Source organism: Lutibacter litoralis, from assembly GCF_014646675.1.
Classification (GTDB): Bacteria; Bacteroidota; Bacteroidia; order Flavobacteriales; family Flavobacteriaceae; genus Lutibacter; species Lutibacter litoralis.
The window spans coordinates 276,240-295,569 of record NZ_BMNS01000003.1; the positions used below are offsets into that span (position 1 = coordinate 276,240).

Sequence of the window (19,330 nt, forward strand, 5' to 3'; positions counted from 1 at the left end):
TTATTTTATTATTAATAATTGATTTTAATTTTTAAATAGAACTTTTTTGAAATTAAGTTGTTTTAGGTTTAAAGACTTTTTATCAATTTTAATTATTTTAAACTGTTGTATACTACCCTTGGCAATGACCAACTCTGGACAGCATTCTCCAAGAATAAACTTTAAGTCAGTATTATAAGTTTCTGAAATAGTTGCTTCTAGAGACTTGTAACCGATAAATTCAACTATTATTTTATTAAATTTTTTATTTGGGATTATTGCTACTCCATCAAAATTAGTAGTGATTTTTTCAATTAATTCATTTTGACTTGATTTTAAAAAAACATTAGTTCCAGGTAAATTTTCTCCCTTTAAATTGGAAACAATAATTCTAAATTCCGTTTTATCAATATCAGGATTAATAATTTCTACATACCCTTTATTTTTTTCTATTTCATCACTATAAATACAAGTAATAATAGAATTATCAACTTCATATTTTCCTTTACCACCAGCGTATCCTGGATCAGAAGTTAAACTTTCAAAAGAATTATCATCATAAAAAACAATTCTTTCAATTTTTTTTAAATTTATGGTATGTCCATTATTACTTGGTGTTATATATTCCCAAACAATTTGTTTGTTTTGACTAACCAAGTAGAACGGAAAAATAAACAATATTATTCCAATAATAATTGTATTTTTCATTGTGTTTTTGAGTTGTTTTTTATTTCAAATAATATTTATTTCTCAATTTGTTGCAATTTTCTAAGCTATTTTGGTAACAATTGTTGAATAACAAGATTGTACAATTACTATTTCAAAATTTTGTAATTTATTATATGTATTGTTAATTAAAGGTTGTTTTTATTTATAAATTTAAGGAATTCGAACAACTGTATATTCTAATTCCCGTAATTGATTAATGAGCCCTTCCTCTCCACTTAAATGACCTGCACCTACAGCTATAAAACAAGATGATTCTATTAATAATTTAGGAATTTTATTCATCCAGTAATTATTGCGTTTGTCAAACAAAAGTTTATTGCTTTCTATTATAAAATTATCGTTCTCGAGGTAATACAAAAGTTTATTATTATAAATATTGACTTCTTCTTGTTTGTTTGTATTTAGAGAGAAACTTAGATCTTGCTTTAAATATGATAATAGGTAACTTTCCGCTATGTCTTGTCTTAAAGAGTTTATTGTAATATGGTTTTTAATATAATAAAGCATAATATCAACCTCGGTGCTATAACTTAATTGTGAATAAAGATTATCGACCGAATCTATAACTTCTAGATATTCTGCAGGAGAATCTAAAGAAACGATTTTCATATTACGTTTTCTTGCTAGATTTCGTATATATGAATCAAGATAATATTTTTTTAATGTATCATTTGTTGGGATATGATTTTTTGAATTAGATGTATTGAGAGACTCTCTATAAGAAAAATTAAAGTAATATAATAGATCAATAGGTCGTAAATTAATATTAGCAAGCTTAAAACTTGTTAGTAATTTACTAGAGTTTATACAAGAATCTAATAAGTTTTTTTGTTTGTTATTTAATAAATTATCATAGGTTGAATCTTTTATAGGCCAAGGTTTTAAATTGTTTCTTATTGAATTTAGATTATTTTCCTTTTTTTTATTAGAAAATTTGAAGTAATCAGCAAGTTGAACTTCACATATAAGTTGATTTGATAAGTTAAATATTGAATCAAATGTTTTGATGGAATCAAGAATTTTCATACCACCTTCTTTATGATATGTTCCAAATAAATATGAGTTGTGTTTTAGTCCATTGCCTGATATTTTCCAAAATAATCCATTTTGCGGTAAAGGTTCAATATGCTTTGGTCTACACTGTAAAATAGAAAGAATTATGATTATGCTAAGTAATAGTTTTCTCATAATTTATTTTAAAGTTATTTGACTTCGATTTATATAGAACTAATTTAATAAATAAAAACCAAATAGAAATTAAAGCACCCTATAAGTTGGGTGTTTTTTTCGACTAGCAGTTGTAAAAATAGCTATTTTTTCTTAGCAGATTCAACCAGTTCTAATTTATTAATAGTTGTTTTAGTTGTAAAAACACCATAATTAATAAATGCATTGTTTTTTTCAATCTTCTCAATGGTACCACAAGCATTACTGTCGATTAATCTAACTTTGTCGTTTACTTTAAAAATATAATCAGCTCTTTGTTTTGCAACCTTTTTTGCTTCAGTTTTCTTATGTTCTCTAACCTTAACAACTTCAACCAACACTTCTTTTTCCGTTGTAATTAACTTTTTTTCTTCTGTTTTTTGCTCAACTTTTACTTTCTGTTTTTGAGCCTTTGTTTTAGGTTTTGGTGGATTTTTTTTAAGGTGTTTTGTTTTTTCAGAAGTTACCCAGTTATTAAATGCTAGGTTCAGCTCTTTTTTATTATTGGTCTGTAAGTATTTGTTTAATAGTTCATTAATTTTTCTTCCGTAAGCCAACATTTTCTGATTGCTATCGTATAATGTTTGAAAACTTTCCAGTTTTTCTTGAATTTTTTCTTGCTTTTCTGTCAGAGCACCTGTTTTTTCAGCAGCAATATTTTTTTCTTTTTCTAAGCTTTCAGAAGTCTTTTGGAGAATATTACGTTCTTTTTGAAGTCTAGAGATTGTCTTATCCAATCTTACTTTTTCTCCTTCAACACGTTTTTTTGCTTTGTTAATTAAACTAAAAGGAATTCCATTTTTTTGCGCAACTTCAAAAGTAAAAGAACTTCCGGCTTGTCCAATAAATAATTTAAATAGTGGTTCTAAGGTTTTTTCGTTGAATTGCATATTAGCATTTGCAACATTTTCCAGTTCGTTTGCCAATACTTTTAAATTAGAATAGTGTGTTGTTATAATTCCGTACGCATTTTTATTATAAAATTCTTCTAAAAAAATTTCAGCCAATGCGCCACCTAATTCAGGATCACTTCCTGTACCAAATTCATCAATTAAAAACAGCGTGCTTCCATTACATCTTCTTAAAAAACTTCGCATATTTTTTAAACGATAACTATAAGTACTTAGTTGGTTTTCAATAGACTGATTGTCGCCAATATCTGTTAAAATTTTATCAAAAAAATAAGATGAAGAGCGTTCGTGTACAGGAATTAAAATACCACTTTGCAACATTACTTGCAATAAACCTATAGTTTTTAGTGTGATACTTTTACCACCTGCATTTGGACCGGAAATAACAATAATTTGTTGTTTGTTATTTAATTCTAACGTTTGAGGAACTGTTTTTAAGTGCTTTTCGTTATTTTTTAGTAATAAAATTGGATGATAAGCATCTCGTAAGAATACCTTTTTTTCAGTAGTAATTTTTGGTAAACAAGCTTCAATCTTTTTAGCATATTTAGCTTTTGCTCCAATAACATCTAGCTTTATTAAAAAGTTTTGGTAGGCAATTAAATCTGGAACAAAAACTCTTATTTTGTTAGTTAATTCCTTTAAAATACGAACAATTTCTTGATGTTCTTCGTAAGCAAGATTTTGTAATTCTCTACTAAATTGTAATGTTGTTTCAGGTGCAATATAAACAATGCTTCCAGTTTTTGAGCTCCCTAAAAGGCTACCTTTTACCTTTCTTCTATACATTGCTTGTACGGCCAAAACTCGCTGATTGTCAACTACAGATTCTCTAATTTCATCTAAATAACCAGAGCTACTATACATACTTAAAGCTTTCGTAAAACTTGAACCAATTTTTGAACGTACAGCGTTAATTTCAGTCCTAATTTGTTTTAAAAGGACCGACGCGTTTTCATTTACTTCAGCAAATGAAGTGATGATTGAATTAATGTTTTCTGTAATAAGTTTTTGATAATCAATTTCTTCTGAGAAATTATACAATGAAGGGTAAATTGTTTTAAACTTTTTTAAAAATTTTAAAAGTTCAAAAATTGTGGTTACATTATTAGAAATTTTTAAAAAGGAAGCAGGTTCTAAATAACTATTTTCAATATTTAATAAATGAATTTCCTTTTGAATATCATCAAAATAATGATTTGGTAGTCTGTTATCATTCTCATAAGAAGAAAGGTATTCATTTACCAAATTTAGTTCAGAAATTAGTGCTGCTTTTGTGTTAAAAGGTCTAATTTCTAAAGCGCTATTTTTTCCTAATTCAGAAATACAATTTTCACTTACCGATTGTAAAATGGTAAAAAATTCTAAATCTATTAATGTTTTTTCTGAAATGTTACTCATAAAAAGTGCTACTTTTGACACAATGTACAAAAGTATAAATTTAACGTGAATACAAGTAATGAAAATTGAAATAGCTACTAGTTGGAGAGAAATACTCGATGCTGAGTTGAAAAAGTCTTATTTTGAGGAACTTACGATGTTTGTGAGACAAGAGTATGAAACAAATTTATGTTTTCCTCCTGAAAATAAACTATTTGAAGCTTTTAATTTATGCCCTTTTGAAGATTTAAAAGTTGTAATTATTGGTCAGGATCCGTATCATGATGTTGGACAAGCACACGGACTTTGTTTTTCTGTGAACGATGGTGTTAAACATCCTCCTTCTCTTATAAATATTTTTAAAGAAATTGAAGCTGATTTAAATATTCCATATCCAATAAGTGGAAGTTTAGAGCGTTGGGCTAAGCAAGGAGTACTTTTATTAAATGCAACTTTATCTGTAAGAGCACATAAGGCTGGATCGCATCAAAAAAAGGGATGGGAGCAATTTACAGATGCAGTTATTTCTAAAGTTTCAAAGGAACATGAACATGTTGTTTTTTTACTTTGGGGTGGTTTTGCCAAAAAGAAAGGTTTAAAGATAGATACCAGTAAACATTTTGTTTTAACAAGTGGACATCCGTCACCGTTAAGTGCAAATAGAGGTTATTGGTTTGGTAATAAGCATTTTAGTAAAGCAAATAGTTATTTAGAAAACAACAATTTACCAATAATTAATTGGTGATTTTTGTCATATTTATTAAATGTAATATTAGTTACTTTTATTTAAAATTAAATCAATTCAAATGAAAAAAAATATAAATTATATTGTCTTTGTTATCAGCATGTTACTAGTAATTTCTTGTAAAGAAAAAAGTAATTATTCTAAAATAGATACACCACAAACTGCTTCAAAAACAACTATTCACAAAATTGTTGTTGATGAATATGTTGGAGGCGGAACGTACGCTTACTTAAATGTAACTGAGGGTAATGATAGTTATTGGATGGCAATTCCAAATATGGATGTGAAAGAAGGAGGTACTTATTTTTATGATGGAGGAATGGTTATGAAAGACTTTAAAAGTGAACAACTAAATAGAGTTTTTGATGAAATTATTTTTGTTGAGGGAATTAGAACTTCTGAAGAAGTTGCTAGTCCTGCACAAAATGAGGGACATGTACATAATACAGCAGAAGCCGCCGTGGAAGAAGTAGTAAAAATTGAAAAAGCTGAGAACGGAATTTCTTTAGATGAATTACTTTCTAATAAAAAATCATATGAAGGTAAAAAAGTAATTTTAAAAGGAAAAGTTGTAAAAGTAAATAATGGAATTATGAACAAGAACTGGGTGCATATTGCTGATGGAACTCAATTTGAAGATAAAAAAAGTATTACTGTTACAACGCAAGAAATTATTGAAGTAGGTGATATTGTAACTTTTAAAGGTAAAATTACATTAGAGAAAGATTTTGGATACGGATATGTTTATGATATTCTTCTGGAAGAAGGTGAATTAATAAAATAGTGAATAGGTAAAATAAAAAAAAGCGCTTTGGGCGCTTTTTTTTATTAACTAACTCAATTTATATAATGAAAACAAAGCTAACAACTTCTTTGCTTCATTTTAATTAAAGCAATACTTGTGCCAAAAAAGAGACTACGATTGTTAAATATAAGTTAAGGTTAATTTATTTGTAAATTCTAACTAAATTATTTTAATATGAACAAAATAGCGAAATTTTTAGCAATTTTTGTTTCAAATTTAGGGTTTGTAAAACCAATTTTAAACGGGATAATGAATTCTTATGAATATAGAACTATTAATAATGAATTTTCATTTATTGTAATTGAAGAAAAAGGACGAGATATTCCTATGATGAAAAATCAGTTTAATTCTTTTTTGATAGAAAACCTCCATACAAAAGATACAATTTTATTTAGAACCTTTAAAATTCTGGAACTGGAATTTTTATTTTACAGATAAAAAGTATAAATACCCTTTGTTAAAAGATTAATTATCTTTTTAAGATAAAAGTTGGTTTAATTAAAAAACAAAAGGTTGCAAGTAGTCTTTGGTTTAATAAAAAAAGTTAAATTAGATTATGTTTTTTACTCTAAATGTTTTTGAGCCTTATAAGATGATCTAACTAAAGCACTACTTTCTACATGTCTAAACCCCATTTCTAATCCAATTTTCTTGTATTTATCAAATTGTTTTGGAGTAATAAATTCTTTAACAGGTAAATGCTTTTTACTAGGTTGTAAATATTGCCCTATGGTTAAAATATCAACTTTAGCATTTGCTAAATCTTGCATAGTTTCAATTACTTCAGCTTCAGTTTCACCTAAACCAAGCATAATGCCAGATTTAGTTCTACGTTGCCCTTGGTCTTTCATATATTTTAAAACCTCTAAACTACGGTTGTATTTTGCTTGAATTCGCACTTCCCGAGTTAGGCGTCTCACAGTTTCTAGATTGTGAGAAATTACTTCAGGAGCAACAGCTAGAATTCGATCTACATTAGTTGTGTTTCCTTGAAAATCTGGTATTAAAGTTTCTAATGTTGTAGTTGGATTTGCTCTTCTAATAGCATTTACAGTTTCAGCCCAAATAATAGAACCGCCATCTTTAATATCATCTCTATCAACAGATGTAATAACAGCGTGTTTTATATTCATTAATTTAATGGAACGTGCAACTTTTTCGGGCTCTTCCCAATCTACCGTTTCTGGTCTTCCAGTTTTTACACCGCAAAAACCACATGAACGTGTACAAATATTTCCTAAAATCATAAAAGTTGCTGTGCCTTCGGTCCAACATTCACCCATATTTGGACAACTTCCACTTGTACAAATAGTGTTTAGTTTGTACTTATCAACTACACTTCTTAATTCCGTATATTTTTTTCCAACAGGTAATTTTACGCGCAACCATTTTGGTTTTTGTATTTTCTTATCTGTTGGTATTGTTATTTCTTTGCTCATTTCATTCAAAATTGAATGCAAAAATACAAAGAATTTATAAACTGAATAAATACCAAATGCTAAATCCTATTAAAAATAAAATTCCAAACCAACTTAGAAGTTTTATTGGAGTTGAGGGCCTCCATTGTTTTGGAGTGTGTTTTCCAGATATTAAAAGGAAATTTATGATAGCATAAAAAGGGGCTGTTAAAAACGATAGTATTGTTGCAATTTTAATTAAAACGCCCATTTCAGACATAAAAAATAGTAAAATAGCAATAGTTCCAATAGCTAGAAAACTAATCCAAAACCAATATATATTTTTATAAGATTTATTTGTGAGTAAATCAAAAGCCTTCGTCATTGCTCTTGGCGAAGCATCTAAGGTTGTTAGTGTTGTACTAAACATTGTTGTAAATGCGGCTGCTGCAATAAAAATATACATTCCAGTACCTAAGTTTTTAGTGTATAATTGGATGAGTTGTTGCGAAAACTCTACAGCGCTGCCACTAAAAGTTTCACCAGAATTAAACATAATTAGGGCACCTAAAGAAACAAAACAAATTCCTAAAATTAGGGTACCAGCAAAACCTATATTAAAATCGAAAATTGCTTGTTTTGTGTTGAACTTAATAGTATTGTCTTTTTGTTTTTCAATTGCCCAAAGAGATTGCCAAATAGAAACATCGAGAGGAGCTGGCATCCATCCTAAGAAAGCAATTAAGAAACCTACTTCTACACTTCCTTTAGGTAAAATTTGAGTAAAATTTACAGTTGTATCTGTATTAAAATAAGCAATAGTTAAAGCTGCTAAGGTGCTTATTGTTAAGGTTATAATAATAAGTTTCATTAAATTATCTAGTAATTTATATTTCCCTATTACTAATAATGAAAAACAAATTAGTGTAATTATAATACTCCAGATAACTGGGTTTGTAGTTATTCCAAACAAATTTGCTGCTAATCCAGCTGTAACAATAGTAACCGCAGCCTGTATGGTAAACATTGTAGCTAAGTTTAGAATAAAATAGGTTTGTAAAACGCCTTTTCCTAGTTTTTTATAGCCATCTAATAAACTCTCTCCAGTTGCGGTTGCATATCTTGGGCCAAATTGAAAAAAAGGATATTTAACAATATGTATTAATACCAAAGCCCAAATTAAACCAAAACCAAAATTGGCTCCAGCTCTGGTAGATTGCACTAAATGTGAAACTCCAATTGCTGCACCAGCAAACAGTAATCCTGGACCTAATTTTTTTAGCCAATTATTTGTTTTTGAAATCATTTTTTGATGACTTTTCAATAATTTCAGCTAATAACTTTTTGGCTCTAAGTAGTTTAACTTTAATGTTGCTCATTGGTTCGTTCAATTTATCAGCCATTTCTTTATAACTCATCTCTCTAAAATAACGAAGATTTATTATTTCTTGATAATGTGGTTTTAGTTGTTTCAAGTAGTTTAATAATTGGGCTAAATTTTGCTCAATGATTAACTGATCTTCGGCTGATGGTGTTTCATCAAAAATTTTATAAGCTTCAGATTCTTTTTTATTAATAGAAATAGTGTTGGTTCGTTGTTTGCGTAAATGATCTAAAAAAATGTTTTTAGAGATAGAAATTAACCAAGTTTTAAAGTTATAGCGTTCGTTATAAAGATGAATTTTATCAAAGGCTTTTGAGAACGTTTTAATAGTAATATCTTCAGCTTCATCTTCATTTTCTGTTTTAGATAGTTGAAATCTAAAAACATCACTCCAATAAGTGTTTAATAATGTATTAAAAGCTTTTTGATCTTTTTTACGTGCTTTTTCAATTAATTCAATAATATCAATATTTTTATTTACCAATGCGTGGGTTTTGAAATAAGATTTTTTATAAAGATAAACAATTGAATGAATATTAAAAATATTTCATAAAAAGGTAATAATAGAATTAAATCAGTTTCATTTAACTTTTTTGCAGAAAAACCTACAGAAAGATAAAAGAATAATTGCCTTAATACTAATATTAGTAAAACGTTTATTAAGTTAAATTGAAAACTCAATAAAATAATTCCGAATAGCCAAAAAAGTAATTGTGAACTAAAAAATAGAACTAATAAGTACTTGTGAATAGGTTTGTAGTGCGATGCGGTTGAAATATGTCTCCTTTTTTGTTGAAGCCAGTTTTTAAAAGATGTTTTAGGTGTAGATTCTGTAAAACTATCTTTTGAAATACAATATGCAGTATTGTTCTTAGTTGCAACTTGGTTTATAAACAAATCATCGTCTCCAGATTTAATTCGGTGCATATGATTAACAAAGCCATTTGCATCAAAAAAAGTCGCTTTTGTATAGGCTAAATTGCGTCCAACACCCATATATGGAATCCCTACTTTAGCATATGAAAAGTATTGAATAGCGGTAAATAGTGTTTCAAAACGAATGAGTTTATTTAAAATTGAATTTTCAATTTTTTTATAAGTGCCATAGCCTAAAACTAATTGTTTCTGAGAAGAAAAATTATTAGACATTTCTTGAATCCAATTTTTTGAAACAGGCTTACAGTCAGCATCAGAGAATAATAAATATTCATGAGTAGCGGCTTTAATGCCTAGGGTCAAAGCATATTTTTTACTTCCCCAAAATTGTTCATTTGGAACTACATCAACAAGTTTAATTTTTGTAGGATAGTTACTTTTAAATTGCTTCATTATTTCTAAAGAAGCATCTCTGGAAGCATCATTGATAAGAACAATTTCAAAATTAGAGTAGTTTTGCTCTAAAAAGTAAGGAATATTTTTTTTAAGATTTTCAGCTTCATTTTTTGCGCAAATAATAACAGACACAGCTTGCTCAAAATCATTATTTTGAACTGTTTTTTTTGAAAATGCAAAATTTCCAAAAAGAAAGAGGTAGAAAATACATTGAATACAAAAAATTACTATAAAAGCAATAAAAAGATATTCGAGCATTTCTTACCTATTTTCACATTCTTCAGCAGTTTTACCGCAATAACCACAAGGTTCTCCATTTTTATTTAGATGGGGATTTTGACTAGCGCAAGTACCTGCAAATTTACCATCTTTTTTTGCCCATATTTTAATTGCAATTCCGGCAACTCCTAATCCTAATAATGCTAATGTGATAAATAATAATTTCATCTAATTGGAAATTTATAGTTATTTTTCTTAAAATTGTCACTTAATTTTTGCCTTAAAAAGGAGGTATTAAGTAACTCTCTTTCTTGTGAATTTTTTGAATTGCAAAGATAAAGAATTTTGAACGAACTTTAAAAGTAAATAGATTTCTGATCTCTATTAAACTTTACGCAGTGTTTTGGGTTAAAAAGTAAATATAATTTACTTAAAATGTTAATTATTAATAAGTTTACCTTGTTTAGTTCGAAAAAATTACTAAATTAGCAATGATTAATATTTATATACTAATTTTTAGAGATTAAACCAACTAGATAAATTGTATAATTAGGATTGATTGAATTAAATAAGTATTAATCGAATTACTACTAATTTAAAGACTCGTTATTTTAAAATAACGAGTCTTTTTTTACTTTATAAAAGTACTATTTTATTTAAGAATCTGTTTTTATCAAAGTTTCTTGCACATTGTTTGGAACTAATTCAAAATTAGAAAATTTGGTGCTAAAACTACCTCTACCTTGCGTAATAGAACGTAAAGTTGTTGAATATCGATACATTTCTGCTAAAGGAGTTTTTGCTTTAATTGACTGGTATTTTCCTTCACTATCCATACCTAAAATTATAGCTCTTCTAGATTGTAAATCTGTCATAACATTACCCATAAGTTCTTCAGGAACTTTAACGGTTAGTTCTTGAATAGGTTCTAGAAGTTTAGGTTTTGCATTTAGAAAAGCAGCTTTAAAAGCATGAGCAGCAGCAATCTTAAATGAAATATCATTAGAATCAACTGGATGCATTTTACCATCAAATACCATAACTCTGATATCTCTAGCGTAAGATCCAGTTAAAGGACCTTCTTCCATAACTTCTAAACAGCCTTTTAAAACAGATGGTAAATAACGTGTGTCTATCACACCACCAACTATGCAGTTATAAAAAATTAATTTACCGCCCCAATCTAAATCTACCTCTTCTTTTCCTCTAATGTTAAAGCCTTCAGGTTCTGGCATTCCTTCAAACCAAGGTTCTATTTTTAAATGAACTTCACCAAATTGTCCAGAACCACCAGATTGTTTTTTGTGTTTGTAACTTGTGGTTGCAGAACGTTGAATTGTTTCTCTATACGTTATTTTAGGTTGTTCAAATGCAGCTTTTATACCATAAATTTTTTGAAGAGTCCAATCAATTGTTGCTAAGTGTAATTCACCTTGACAAGATAAAATTTGTTGTTTTTGTTCTTTTGAATATCGAATTGAAACGGTTGGATCTTGACTATGAATCTTTTTAAGTGCATCATTTAACTTTTCCTCATCGTTTTTATCAATTGCACTTACAGCTTTTGTAATCCTTGGTTCTGGAAATTTAATAGGTTTTATTGTAATATTAGAACCTTTAACTCTTAATGTATCGTTGGTTTCTGTATATTTAAGTTTTAAGGTTGCCCCTATATCTCCAGCACTTAACTTTTCTACAGGTTCACGGTTTTTACCGTCCATGATGTACAATTGATTAAGTGTTTCAATTTCTTCGTTTCTTGAATTTTCTAATTTATCGTTTTGCTTTATTTCTCCAGATTTTACTTTAAAGAAGCTAATTTGACCTAAATTTGGTTCGTATAAAGTTTTAAAAATAAATAATGATGTTGGTGCATCTGGCTTACATTCAATAGTTTCGCCTTCAACACTTTGTTCTGGTTTTAAATCTGCAGCAGATGGAGCAACATTATCAATAAAGCCCATTAATCTACCAGTTCCCATATCGTTTAAGGCAGAAACACAAAATACAGGAAATAATTCATGATTCAACATCCCTTTTTTAATTCCTTCTCTCATTTCATCTTCATTTAATGATCCTTTATCAAAATAAAGTTCCATTAAGGCTTCATCATTTTCCGCAGCCTTTTCAACTAATTCGTTATGTAATTCATTTGCAATATCTTTTTGGTCTTCAGGAATTTCAAACTTTTCTGGTTTTCCACCCTCAGGTCCAAATTTGTACATTTTCATTTTAAGCACGTCAATTATACATTGTGCTCCATCAACTACTAAAGGGTATTGTATTTTTACAGCATTGTTTCCAATTAAGTCTACTATACTTTTAAAACTTTCATCAAAATCTGCATTTGGACTGTCAATTTGATTGATAACAAACAAGGTAGGAAGTGAAAAACGATCTACATAGTTCCAAATTATTTCTGTACCTACTTCAACACCTTGTTGCGCATTTATTACAGTAACAACAGAATCAGCAACACGCATTGTAGATGCAATTTCACCAATAAAATCGTCTAATCCAGGAGTGTCTATAATGTTTATTTTGTAATTGCGCCATTCTGTGTGAAGGGGTGTGGCAAATATGGAAGTTTCTCTTTCTTGTTCAATTTCGTGATAATCGGAAACAGTATTTTTGTTTTCTACGCTACCACGGCGGTTGACTAAGCCAGCTTCAAAGAGCATTGTCTCTGCTAATGTAGTTTTACCACTTTTATTTGCGCCTACAAAAGCAACATTTTTAATGTGTTTGTCATCATATATTTTCATAATACTAATGTTTTTTGTAAAAGTTTTATAAAGTTACAAAGATTTTTAATTTAAAATATGACGAATGTTAGGTTTTAGATATTAGAGATGGAAGTTTAATGTGAATATTGTTAAGGATGGGCAGTGATAAAGTCTAAAGTAAAAAAGTGTAAATCAATAGAATGAAAAACTATTAAAAACTACAATTCATCATTAAAAAAGCACAATTCAGGAAGTTTAAATTTCCAAATTCAGTAAAAAGGCACACTTTTGAAGTGTTAAATCAATTAATATTATTTTAAAAATAACGTACTATGCAACATTTAATTTTAACAGCTGCCTTATTATTTTCAACATTAATTTTTTCACAAGAATATGATGCTTCTAATTTAAGTGAAGAAAACATTATTACAGTTTCTCTTGTTAATGCTTTAAACGATACGGGAACTGTATATTTCACTCTTTTTAATAAAGAGAATTTTAGACAACAACCATTAAGAGCAAAATCAGCAATAATTAAAAATGGTTTAAGTACTGTGGTTTTTAAAAATGTACCAGCTGGAACATATGCCATTATATGTTTCCATGATGAAAATGAAAACAAACGTATGGATTTTCAAGAAAACGGAATGCCGTTGGAAAATTATGGAACTTCTAACAATCCAATGAATTTTGGCCCACCACAATTTGATAGCTCAAAGTTTGAAGTAACTAACAAAGATGTAACTTTAGAAATTAAGTTTTAAATTGCAACTAATAAAAAGTTACTTATTTTATTATGAAGACAGACATTAAATATCTATTCAAAATTTCATTAATTATTGCAATTGCAATATTTATAATAGAGCGTTTAGTTTTTCGGGGAGATTTTAATTTACCTTTAATTGAGCTGTTCAAAATATTTGGAATACATTTTATGTATGCTTTAGTGTTGACTTCAATAAATGGGTTTTTTTATAAATATGTTGAAACTAAATTTTCTTGGAAAGAATCTTCGAAAAAACGTTTAATTTTTGGAGCTGTAGGTTCTGTACTTTTAACAATGTTGGGTTTAACCTTACTAAGATTTGTTACTTTAGTTGTAATTTTTGGCAAACCTTTGGAGAGCTTTTTAAACGATTCAAATGCAAAAAACTACTATCTTTTTGGGTTGATTATTACTTTGTTTGTAAGTCTTATTTTTCATGCAATATTTTTTTATAAAGCATTAACAGAAAAAAGAGTAACTGAACAACAAATAGTTGCAAAAACTGAAACTGCAAAATACGAATCTTTAAAAAGTCAAATAGATCCGCACTTTTTATTTAATAGTTTAAATGTGTTAACCTCGTTAATTGGTGAGAACCCAAAATTAGCGGAAAAATTCACAACAAAATTATCTAAAGTCTACCGCTATGTTTTAGAGCAAAAGAATAAAGATTTAATAGATTTAGATGAAGAATTGTTATTTGCAAAAACCTATATGGAATTGTTGAAAATGCGTTTTGAAGATGCTGTAATATTTGAAATTCCAGAAAAAGCAAGTAATTCAGAATTTAAAATTATTCCATTATCACTTCAACTTTTATTAGAAAACACAATAAAACACAATGTGGTTTCTGAAGAAAATCCATTAACAGTTAAAATAGTTGAAGAAAACGATTATTTAGTAATCACTAATAATTATAGTCCGAAAGCAGTATTAGAAAAAGGGACAAAAGTAGGGCTAAAAAATATTATTGATCGATACAATTTAATTACCTTAAAAAAAGTGTCTGTCGAAAAAACAGGTGAAATATTTACAGTAAAATTACCATTACTAACACAAAAAACTAAAATTATGAAAACATCAGAAAATATAGAAAGCAGCAAATATTTAAGAGCTGTAGAACAAGTAGAAGAAATAAAAGCTTTTTATGGAGGTTTAATAGCATATTTTATAGTAATTCCTATATTAATTTACATCAATTTAAAATATGTTCCACAATTTCACTGGTTTTGGTTTCCAATGTTGGGTTGGGGAATTGGAATGATTTTTCAAGGATTTAAAGCCTTTAGTTACAATCGGATTTTAGGTAGAAATTGGGAGGAAAGAAAAATTAAAGAATTTATGGAAAGTGATAAAAAACAATATTGGGAATAGCAAAATATTAAAAATAATATTATGAAAACAAATTTTACAGAAGAACAAAAATATATTAGAGCTAAAAAGAAAGTTGACGAAATAAAAGGGTTTTACTGGAACTTATTATCTTACTGCTTGGTAATTCCTTTCTTAATATTTGTAAATTTAATGACATCGCCAGGTTATCATTGGTTTTGGTGGCCAATGTTGGGGTGGGGAATTGGTTTGGTTTTTCACGCTTATGGAGTTTTTGGAAAAAATATACTTTTTGGAGCTGATTGGGAGGAAAGAAAAATTAAAAAATTAATGGATAAAGATAAAAACAATAAATTTTAAAGAAATGGAAAATAATAATTTAGAAAATCAAAAGTATATAAGAGCTCAAAAAAAAGTAAAGGCAATAAAAGGGTTTTACGTTCATTTATTTGTTTATTTGGGGGTAAATGCGTTTATATTTTTAGCAAGACTAATATCTGGTGAAGGAGTTGGACTTTTATTGGATTGGAGTTCATACGGAACCATGTTTTTCTGGGGAATTGGACTGGCTTTTCACGCATTTGGAGTATTTGGAATGGACTTTATTTTAGGTAAAAATTGGGAGGACAAAAAGATTAAAGAATTAATGGATAAAGATAAAAAGCAGTATTGGGAGTAGTTTTTAAACTGAAAAGGTGAAAGTTGAAATGTTTATGGTGGTTGAGCCGAGTCGAAACCTGTTTATTATAGCACAAAAAATATGAAAGTAATTATTATTGAAGATGAAAAACCAGCGGCTCGAAGATTGGGTCGAATGTTAAACGAACTTAGTATAGAACCTTTAACAATGTTGCATTCTGTAGAAGAAGCAGTAAACTGGTTTGTAAATAATGAACATCCAGATTTAATATTTTTAGACATTCAATTATCAGATGGTTTGTCTTTTGAAATTTTTGATGAAGTTGAAATAGAAAGCGCTATTATTTTTACAACTGCTTATGATGAATATGCTTTAAAAGCGTTTAAACTAAATAGTGTTGATTATTTGCTAAAACCAATTGATTCCGATGAATTGGAATATGCAGTACAAAAATTTAAAAACTTTTACAATACTAAAGAAAATGTAACTTTTGATTTAAACCAGCTAAAAAATATAATTTCCAATAATTCAGGGAATGCTAATAATTACAAAAAACGCTTTACAGTTAAAATAGGGCAACATATAAAAATGATTTCAACAGCATCTATCGAGTGTTTTTATAGTGAAAATAAAGCAACAAACATTCATACAATAGATAATAGAAATTATTTGATAGATGATACTTTGGATAATTTAGTAGATAAATTACAGCCAGAAACCTTTTTTAGAGTAAGTAGAAAGTATGTGGTTAATATAAATGCAATTAAAGATATAATTTCCTACACAAATAGTCGTCTAAAGTTAATATTACAATCTTACAGTGAATCTGATATAATTGTTAGTCGTGAACGTGTAAGAGATTTTAAAAATTGGATTGGGTAAATAAACTAATAAAAAAAGGCTGTTTGAAAAATTGAACTTTTCAAACAGCCTTTTCAATTTTTATTGTTTTACTGGAATTTCAGATTTCTTTAAATAGGTATCTAAAAACTTAAGTATATTTCCATAGGCTGTTATCTGATTTTCTTTCTTTACAAAACCGTGACCTTCATCTTCAAATAACACATATTCAACAGGAACATCGTTTTTCTTTGCTGCAGCCACAATTTCATCAGATTCTATTTTTAAAACTCTAGGATCCATTGTTCCTTGCAATACAATTAACGGCTTGGTAATACTTTCAGCATGAAATAATGGAGAAATTTTACGCAATCTAACAGAATCAGCTGAATATGGATCTCCCAATTCTTTGTACAATGCTTCTCTAAAAGATTCCCAATAAGGTGGGATACTTTTTAAAGTTCTAAGCCAATTTGTTACTCCAAATAAATTAACTCCAACGTCAAACTCTTCAGGAGTAAAGGTTAAAGCTGCCATAGTCATATAACCGCCATAAGAACCTCCCATAATTCCAATAGATCCTCCATCTATAATTTCTTGATCAGCTAACCAATTTTTCCCTTCAATACAATCTTTTAAATCTTTGTCTCCATGATTTAAATCATCCATTTGATAAAATGTTTTTCCGTAACCACTGCTTCCTCTGTTATTTACAGCTAAAATTGCATACCCATGATTTACTAAATATTGAACTAGCGGATTGTAATACTGACCCGATTGTCCTCCTGGACCTCCATGAACCATTACCAAAGCAGGAACTTTATTGTTTTTTGTAGCTTGATGTGGTTTGTAATAAATTGCAGGAATCTCAACACCATCAAACGATTTAAAACGAATAACTTCAGAATTAACCATATGAGTTGGGTCAATTTCTTTATTTAAAACATCAGTTAATTTTTTAGCTTTTTTGGTTGCAATGTCATAAACATATAAATTGTAAGGGGAGTTAGAGCCCCCTACATAAAAGCGAATGTTGGTTTCATCTCTAGAAAAGCCAACACCAATTACACTTCCATTGTCAAAAGTTGGTAACTCTATATCATTTCCTGTTTCTGTATCATTAATAAAAACCTTTGTTTTAGCATCTTCGTTGATAGAAGTTATTTGATATTTTCCATTTTCGCTAAAATAACTTGAAGTAATGTCCCACGGTTTTTCCAAAACTTTTTCTCTGGTTTTAGTTTCAATATCATATTTCATAAGGTATGTAAACTCAGAATCAACATCTGTAGTATAAAATAAATGTTTGCTATCCACGCTAAAGTCTGCTGCAGCATTTGAACTTTGTATTTCATTTATTTTTGTAAAAGATTTGTCTTCAAAGTTGTAAATAAACAAATCGCTATCGCTGGTATTTACTGTTTTACTAAGTGCCAAATATTTTTTATTGTTTGAAATTCCATTAAAATTATAACCTTCTAAATTTTCAAAAAGTAATGTTGGTTTAAAAGTTGAGATATTCATTTCATAAACATCAAAAAAGCGTTTATCTCTTTTATTCGATCCAAAAAAGAAACTTTCTTTATTTTTTGCCCAACCGTAAAAACTAGAATTAGACCCTTCATAAGGGGTTAAATCAGTTATTCCAGTTGAATCTTTCATATAGATATGATTTAATTCATTTCCGTTGTCATCCATTCTAAAAAGAATTCTATCGTCATTTGGAAAATACGAAATTGAAAAAACAGAAGAGCTATCTGATTTAGATTCTGGAATAAATTCGCCTGTTTTCGTTGAAACAGTGTACATATTGTAAACTCCTGTTCTATTGCTGGTTACAAGTAGTTTAGACTTGTCAGTGGAGAAGCTTCCGCCATTAACCGATTCATTGTCCATAAATTGATTAATAGAATATTCTTTTAAATTTTGAACTGAATTATCAGCTTCTTTTGGCTCGGTATTGCAAGCTATTAGTAGTATTGGCAATAAATAATAAATAATTTTTTTCATAATTGTTAGTTTTTTAGATAAGTACAAGGTAGTGATTTTTAGCAAATTAAATATTTAATAGCTTAAATACTTGTTGTTATTTCAAATACTTTTTACTAAATTTGCACTCCTTTTTACGAGAACAGATTTGGAAAGGAAGAAATTTAAAATTTATATAAATAATCTCTTAAAGTTAATATCGTTTAAGAATCTGATTAACAATAAGATACAAATATTAATCATCAGCAAATATGTCTGAAGAAACAAAAAAAACTGAAGAGCAAGTTGATGCTCCAAAAGTAGAAAAAACGGAAGTAACTGCTCCAGTTGAAGCAAAAACGGAAGCTACACCAGTAGTTGAAGAAGAAAAAGTTGAAGAAATTGTAAAAGAAGCGGAAGCTCCAGTTGCAGTTGAAGAAGCAAAAGTAGAAGAAGTAAAAGTTACTCCTGAAGAATTTTTAGAAAACTTTGATTGGCACAAATACGAAGAAGGTATTGAAGCAGTTGACGAAGAAAACATTAAAGCATTTGAAGCTGCTTTAGAAGGCACTTTAGGTTTAGTAAATGAAAGAGAAGTAATTGACGGAACTGTAGTTAGAAAAACAGATCGTGAAGTAATTATTGACATCAACTCAAAATCTGAAGGTGTTATTTCTTTAAACGAATTTCGTTACAACCCAAATTTAGCAGTAGGGGATACTGTTGAGGTATTGGTTGATAAAAGAGAGGATAGCACTGGTCAATTAGTTTTATCACATAAAAAAGCAAGAGTTATTAAAGCTTGGGATCGTGTAAATAATGCACACGAAACAGGTGAAGTAGTTAACGGTTTTGTTAAGTGTAGATCTCGGTGGTCGCCGTATCATTAAAAAATCGGAATTGAAGCATTCTTACCAGGTTCTCAAATTGATGTGAAACCAATTAGAGATTACGATCAATACGTAGAGAAA

18 protein-coding genes and 1 pseudogene are annotated in these 19,330 nt (G+C 28.6%); 9 read left to right on the plus strand and 10 right to left on the minus strand.

Features of this window, described 5'->3' with window-relative positions:
• Window positions 1-24: 24 nt before the first annotated feature.
• The 3 genes from IEW75_RS06135 to IEW75_RS06145 all read right to left on the minus strand — a co-directional run bounded on the left by IEW75_RS06135 (window position 25) and on the right by IEW75_RS06145 (window position 4,226).
• Entirely contained in the window at window positions 25-687 is a 663-nt protein-coding gene (locus IEW75_RS06135; RefSeq protein WP_134247850.1) for a peptidase associated/transthyretin-like domain-containing protein, read from the minus strand.
• A 171-nt stretch (window positions 688-858) separates the two neighbouring features.
• On the minus strand, window positions 859-1,896 hold the full coding sequence (locus IEW75_RS06140; protein ID WP_134247851.1) for a TraB/GumN family protein: 1,038 nt from the start codon (window positions 1,894-1,896) through the stop codon (window positions 859-861).
• A gap of 122 nt (window positions 1,897-2,018) precedes the next feature.
• Window positions 2,019-4,226, minus strand: a complete 2,208-nt coding sequence (locus IEW75_RS06145) for an endonuclease MutS2 (protein ID WP_134247852.1) — start codon at window positions 4,224-4,226, stop codon at window positions 2,019-2,021.
• A 58-nt stretch (window positions 4,227-4,284) separates the two neighbouring features.
• On the opposite strand from IEW75_RS06145, the gene ung reads away from it, so the two are divergent.
• From ung to IEW75_RS06160, 3 genes are all read left to right on the plus strand, one after another.
• Complete coding sequence (ung, locus tag IEW75_RS06150; RefSeq protein WP_134247853.1) at window positions 4,285-4,950, plus strand: uracil-DNA glycosylase; 666 nt, start codon at window positions 4,285-4,287, stop codon at window positions 4,948-4,950.
• A 61-nt stretch (window positions 4,951-5,011) separates the two neighbouring features.
• Window positions 5,012-5,734 (plus strand): hypothetical protein, encoded by a 723-nt coding sequence (locus IEW75_RS06155; protein ID WP_134247854.1) that lies wholly within the window; start codon window positions 5,012-5,014, stop codon window positions 5,732-5,734.
• Window positions 5,735-5,929: 195 nt separating this feature from the next.
• On the plus strand, window positions 5,930-6,193 hold the full coding sequence (locus IEW75_RS06160; protein WP_134247855.1) for a hypothetical protein: 264 nt from the start codon (window positions 5,930-5,932) through the stop codon (window positions 6,191-6,193).
• Between the two features lie 125 nt (window positions 6,194-6,318).
• Here IEW75_RS06160 and lipA read toward each other — a convergent pair whose 3' ends face one another.
• The 6 genes from lipA to IEW75_RS06190 form a co-directional block, all read right to left on the minus strand.
• Window positions 6,319-7,194, minus strand: a complete 876-nt coding sequence (lipA, locus tag IEW75_RS06165) for a lipoyl synthase (RefSeq protein WP_134247856.1) — start codon at window positions 7,192-7,194, stop codon at window positions 6,319-6,321.
• 34 nt (window positions 7,195-7,228) lie between these two features.
• Window positions 7,229-8,458, minus strand: a complete 1,230-nt coding sequence (locus IEW75_RS06170; protein ID WP_134247857.1) for an NRAMP family divalent metal transporter — start codon at window positions 8,456-8,458, stop codon at window positions 7,229-7,231.
• Window positions 8,439-9,020 carry an RNA polymerase sigma factor gene (locus IEW75_RS06175; protein ID WP_229714407.1) on the minus strand — a complete coding sequence of 194 codons (582 nt, stop codon included), beginning with the start codon at window positions 9,018-9,020 and terminating at the stop codon, window positions 8,439-8,441. The genes IEW75_RS06170 and IEW75_RS06175 overlap by 20 nt, the downstream gene beginning before the upstream one ends.
• Window positions 9,014-10,126: a glycosyltransferase gene (locus tag IEW75_RS06180; RefSeq protein ID WP_134247858.1), complete on the minus strand. Its 1,113-nt coding sequence runs from the start codon at window positions 10,124-10,126 to the stop codon at window positions 9,014-9,016. The genes IEW75_RS06175 and IEW75_RS06180 overlap by 7 nt, the downstream gene beginning before the upstream one ends.
• A 3-nt stretch (window positions 10,127-10,129) precedes the next feature.
• Window positions 10,130-10,315, minus strand: a complete 186-nt coding sequence (locus tag IEW75_RS06185; RefSeq protein ID WP_134247859.1) for a membrane or secreted protein — start codon at window positions 10,313-10,315, stop codon at window positions 10,130-10,132.
• Window positions 10,316-10,743: 428 nt separating this feature from the next.
• Window positions 10,744-12,852, minus strand: a complete 2,109-nt coding sequence (locus IEW75_RS06190) for an elongation factor G (protein WP_134247860.1) — start codon at window positions 12,850-12,852, stop codon at window positions 10,744-10,746.
• Window positions 12,853-13,145: 293 nt separating this feature from the next.
• Between IEW75_RS06190 and IEW75_RS06195 the strand changes: the two genes are divergently transcribed.
• The 5 genes from IEW75_RS06195 (at window position 13,146) to IEW75_RS06215 (ending at window position 16,433) form a co-directional block, all read left to right on the plus strand.
• Window positions 13,146-13,577: a DUF2141 domain-containing protein gene (locus IEW75_RS06195; protein ID WP_134247861.1), complete on the plus strand. Its 432-nt coding sequence runs from the start codon at window positions 13,146-13,148 to the stop codon at window positions 13,575-13,577.
• Between the two features lie 32 nt (window positions 13,578-13,609).
• Entirely contained in the window at window positions 13,610-14,953 is a 1,344-nt protein-coding gene (locus IEW75_RS06200; RefSeq protein WP_134247862.1) for a 2TM domain-containing protein, read from the plus strand.
• Between the two features lie 21 nt (window positions 14,954-14,974).
• Window positions 14,975-15,271, plus strand: coding sequence for a 2TM domain-containing protein (locus IEW75_RS06205; protein ID WP_134247863.1), 297 nt, complete (start codon window positions 14,975-14,977; stop codon window positions 15,269-15,271).
• A 4-nt stretch (window positions 15,272-15,275) separates the two neighbouring features.
• Window positions 15,276-15,590, plus strand: coding sequence for a 2TM domain-containing protein (locus IEW75_RS06210; RefSeq protein ID WP_134247864.1), 315 nt, complete (start codon window positions 15,276-15,278; stop codon window positions 15,588-15,590).
• Between the two features lie 81 nt (window positions 15,591-15,671).
• On the plus strand, window positions 15,672-16,433 hold the full coding sequence (locus IEW75_RS06215; protein ID WP_134247865.1) for a LytR/AlgR family response regulator transcription factor: 762 nt from the start codon (window positions 15,672-15,674) through the stop codon (window positions 16,431-16,433).
• 60 nt (window positions 16,434-16,493) lie between these two features.
• Here IEW75_RS06215 and IEW75_RS06220 read toward each other — a convergent pair whose 3' ends face one another.
• Entirely contained in the window at window positions 16,494-18,401 is a 1,908-nt protein-coding gene (locus tag IEW75_RS06220) for a S9 family peptidase (protein WP_134247866.1), read from the minus strand.
• Between the two features lie 230 nt (window positions 18,402-18,631).
• Between IEW75_RS06220 and IEW75_RS16045 the strand changes: the two are divergent.
• Window positions 18,632-19,225, plus strand: a pseudogene (locus IEW75_RS16045) (S1 RNA-binding domain-containing protein); the annotation flags it as partial.
• Window positions 19,226-19,330: the final 105 nt, after the last annotated feature.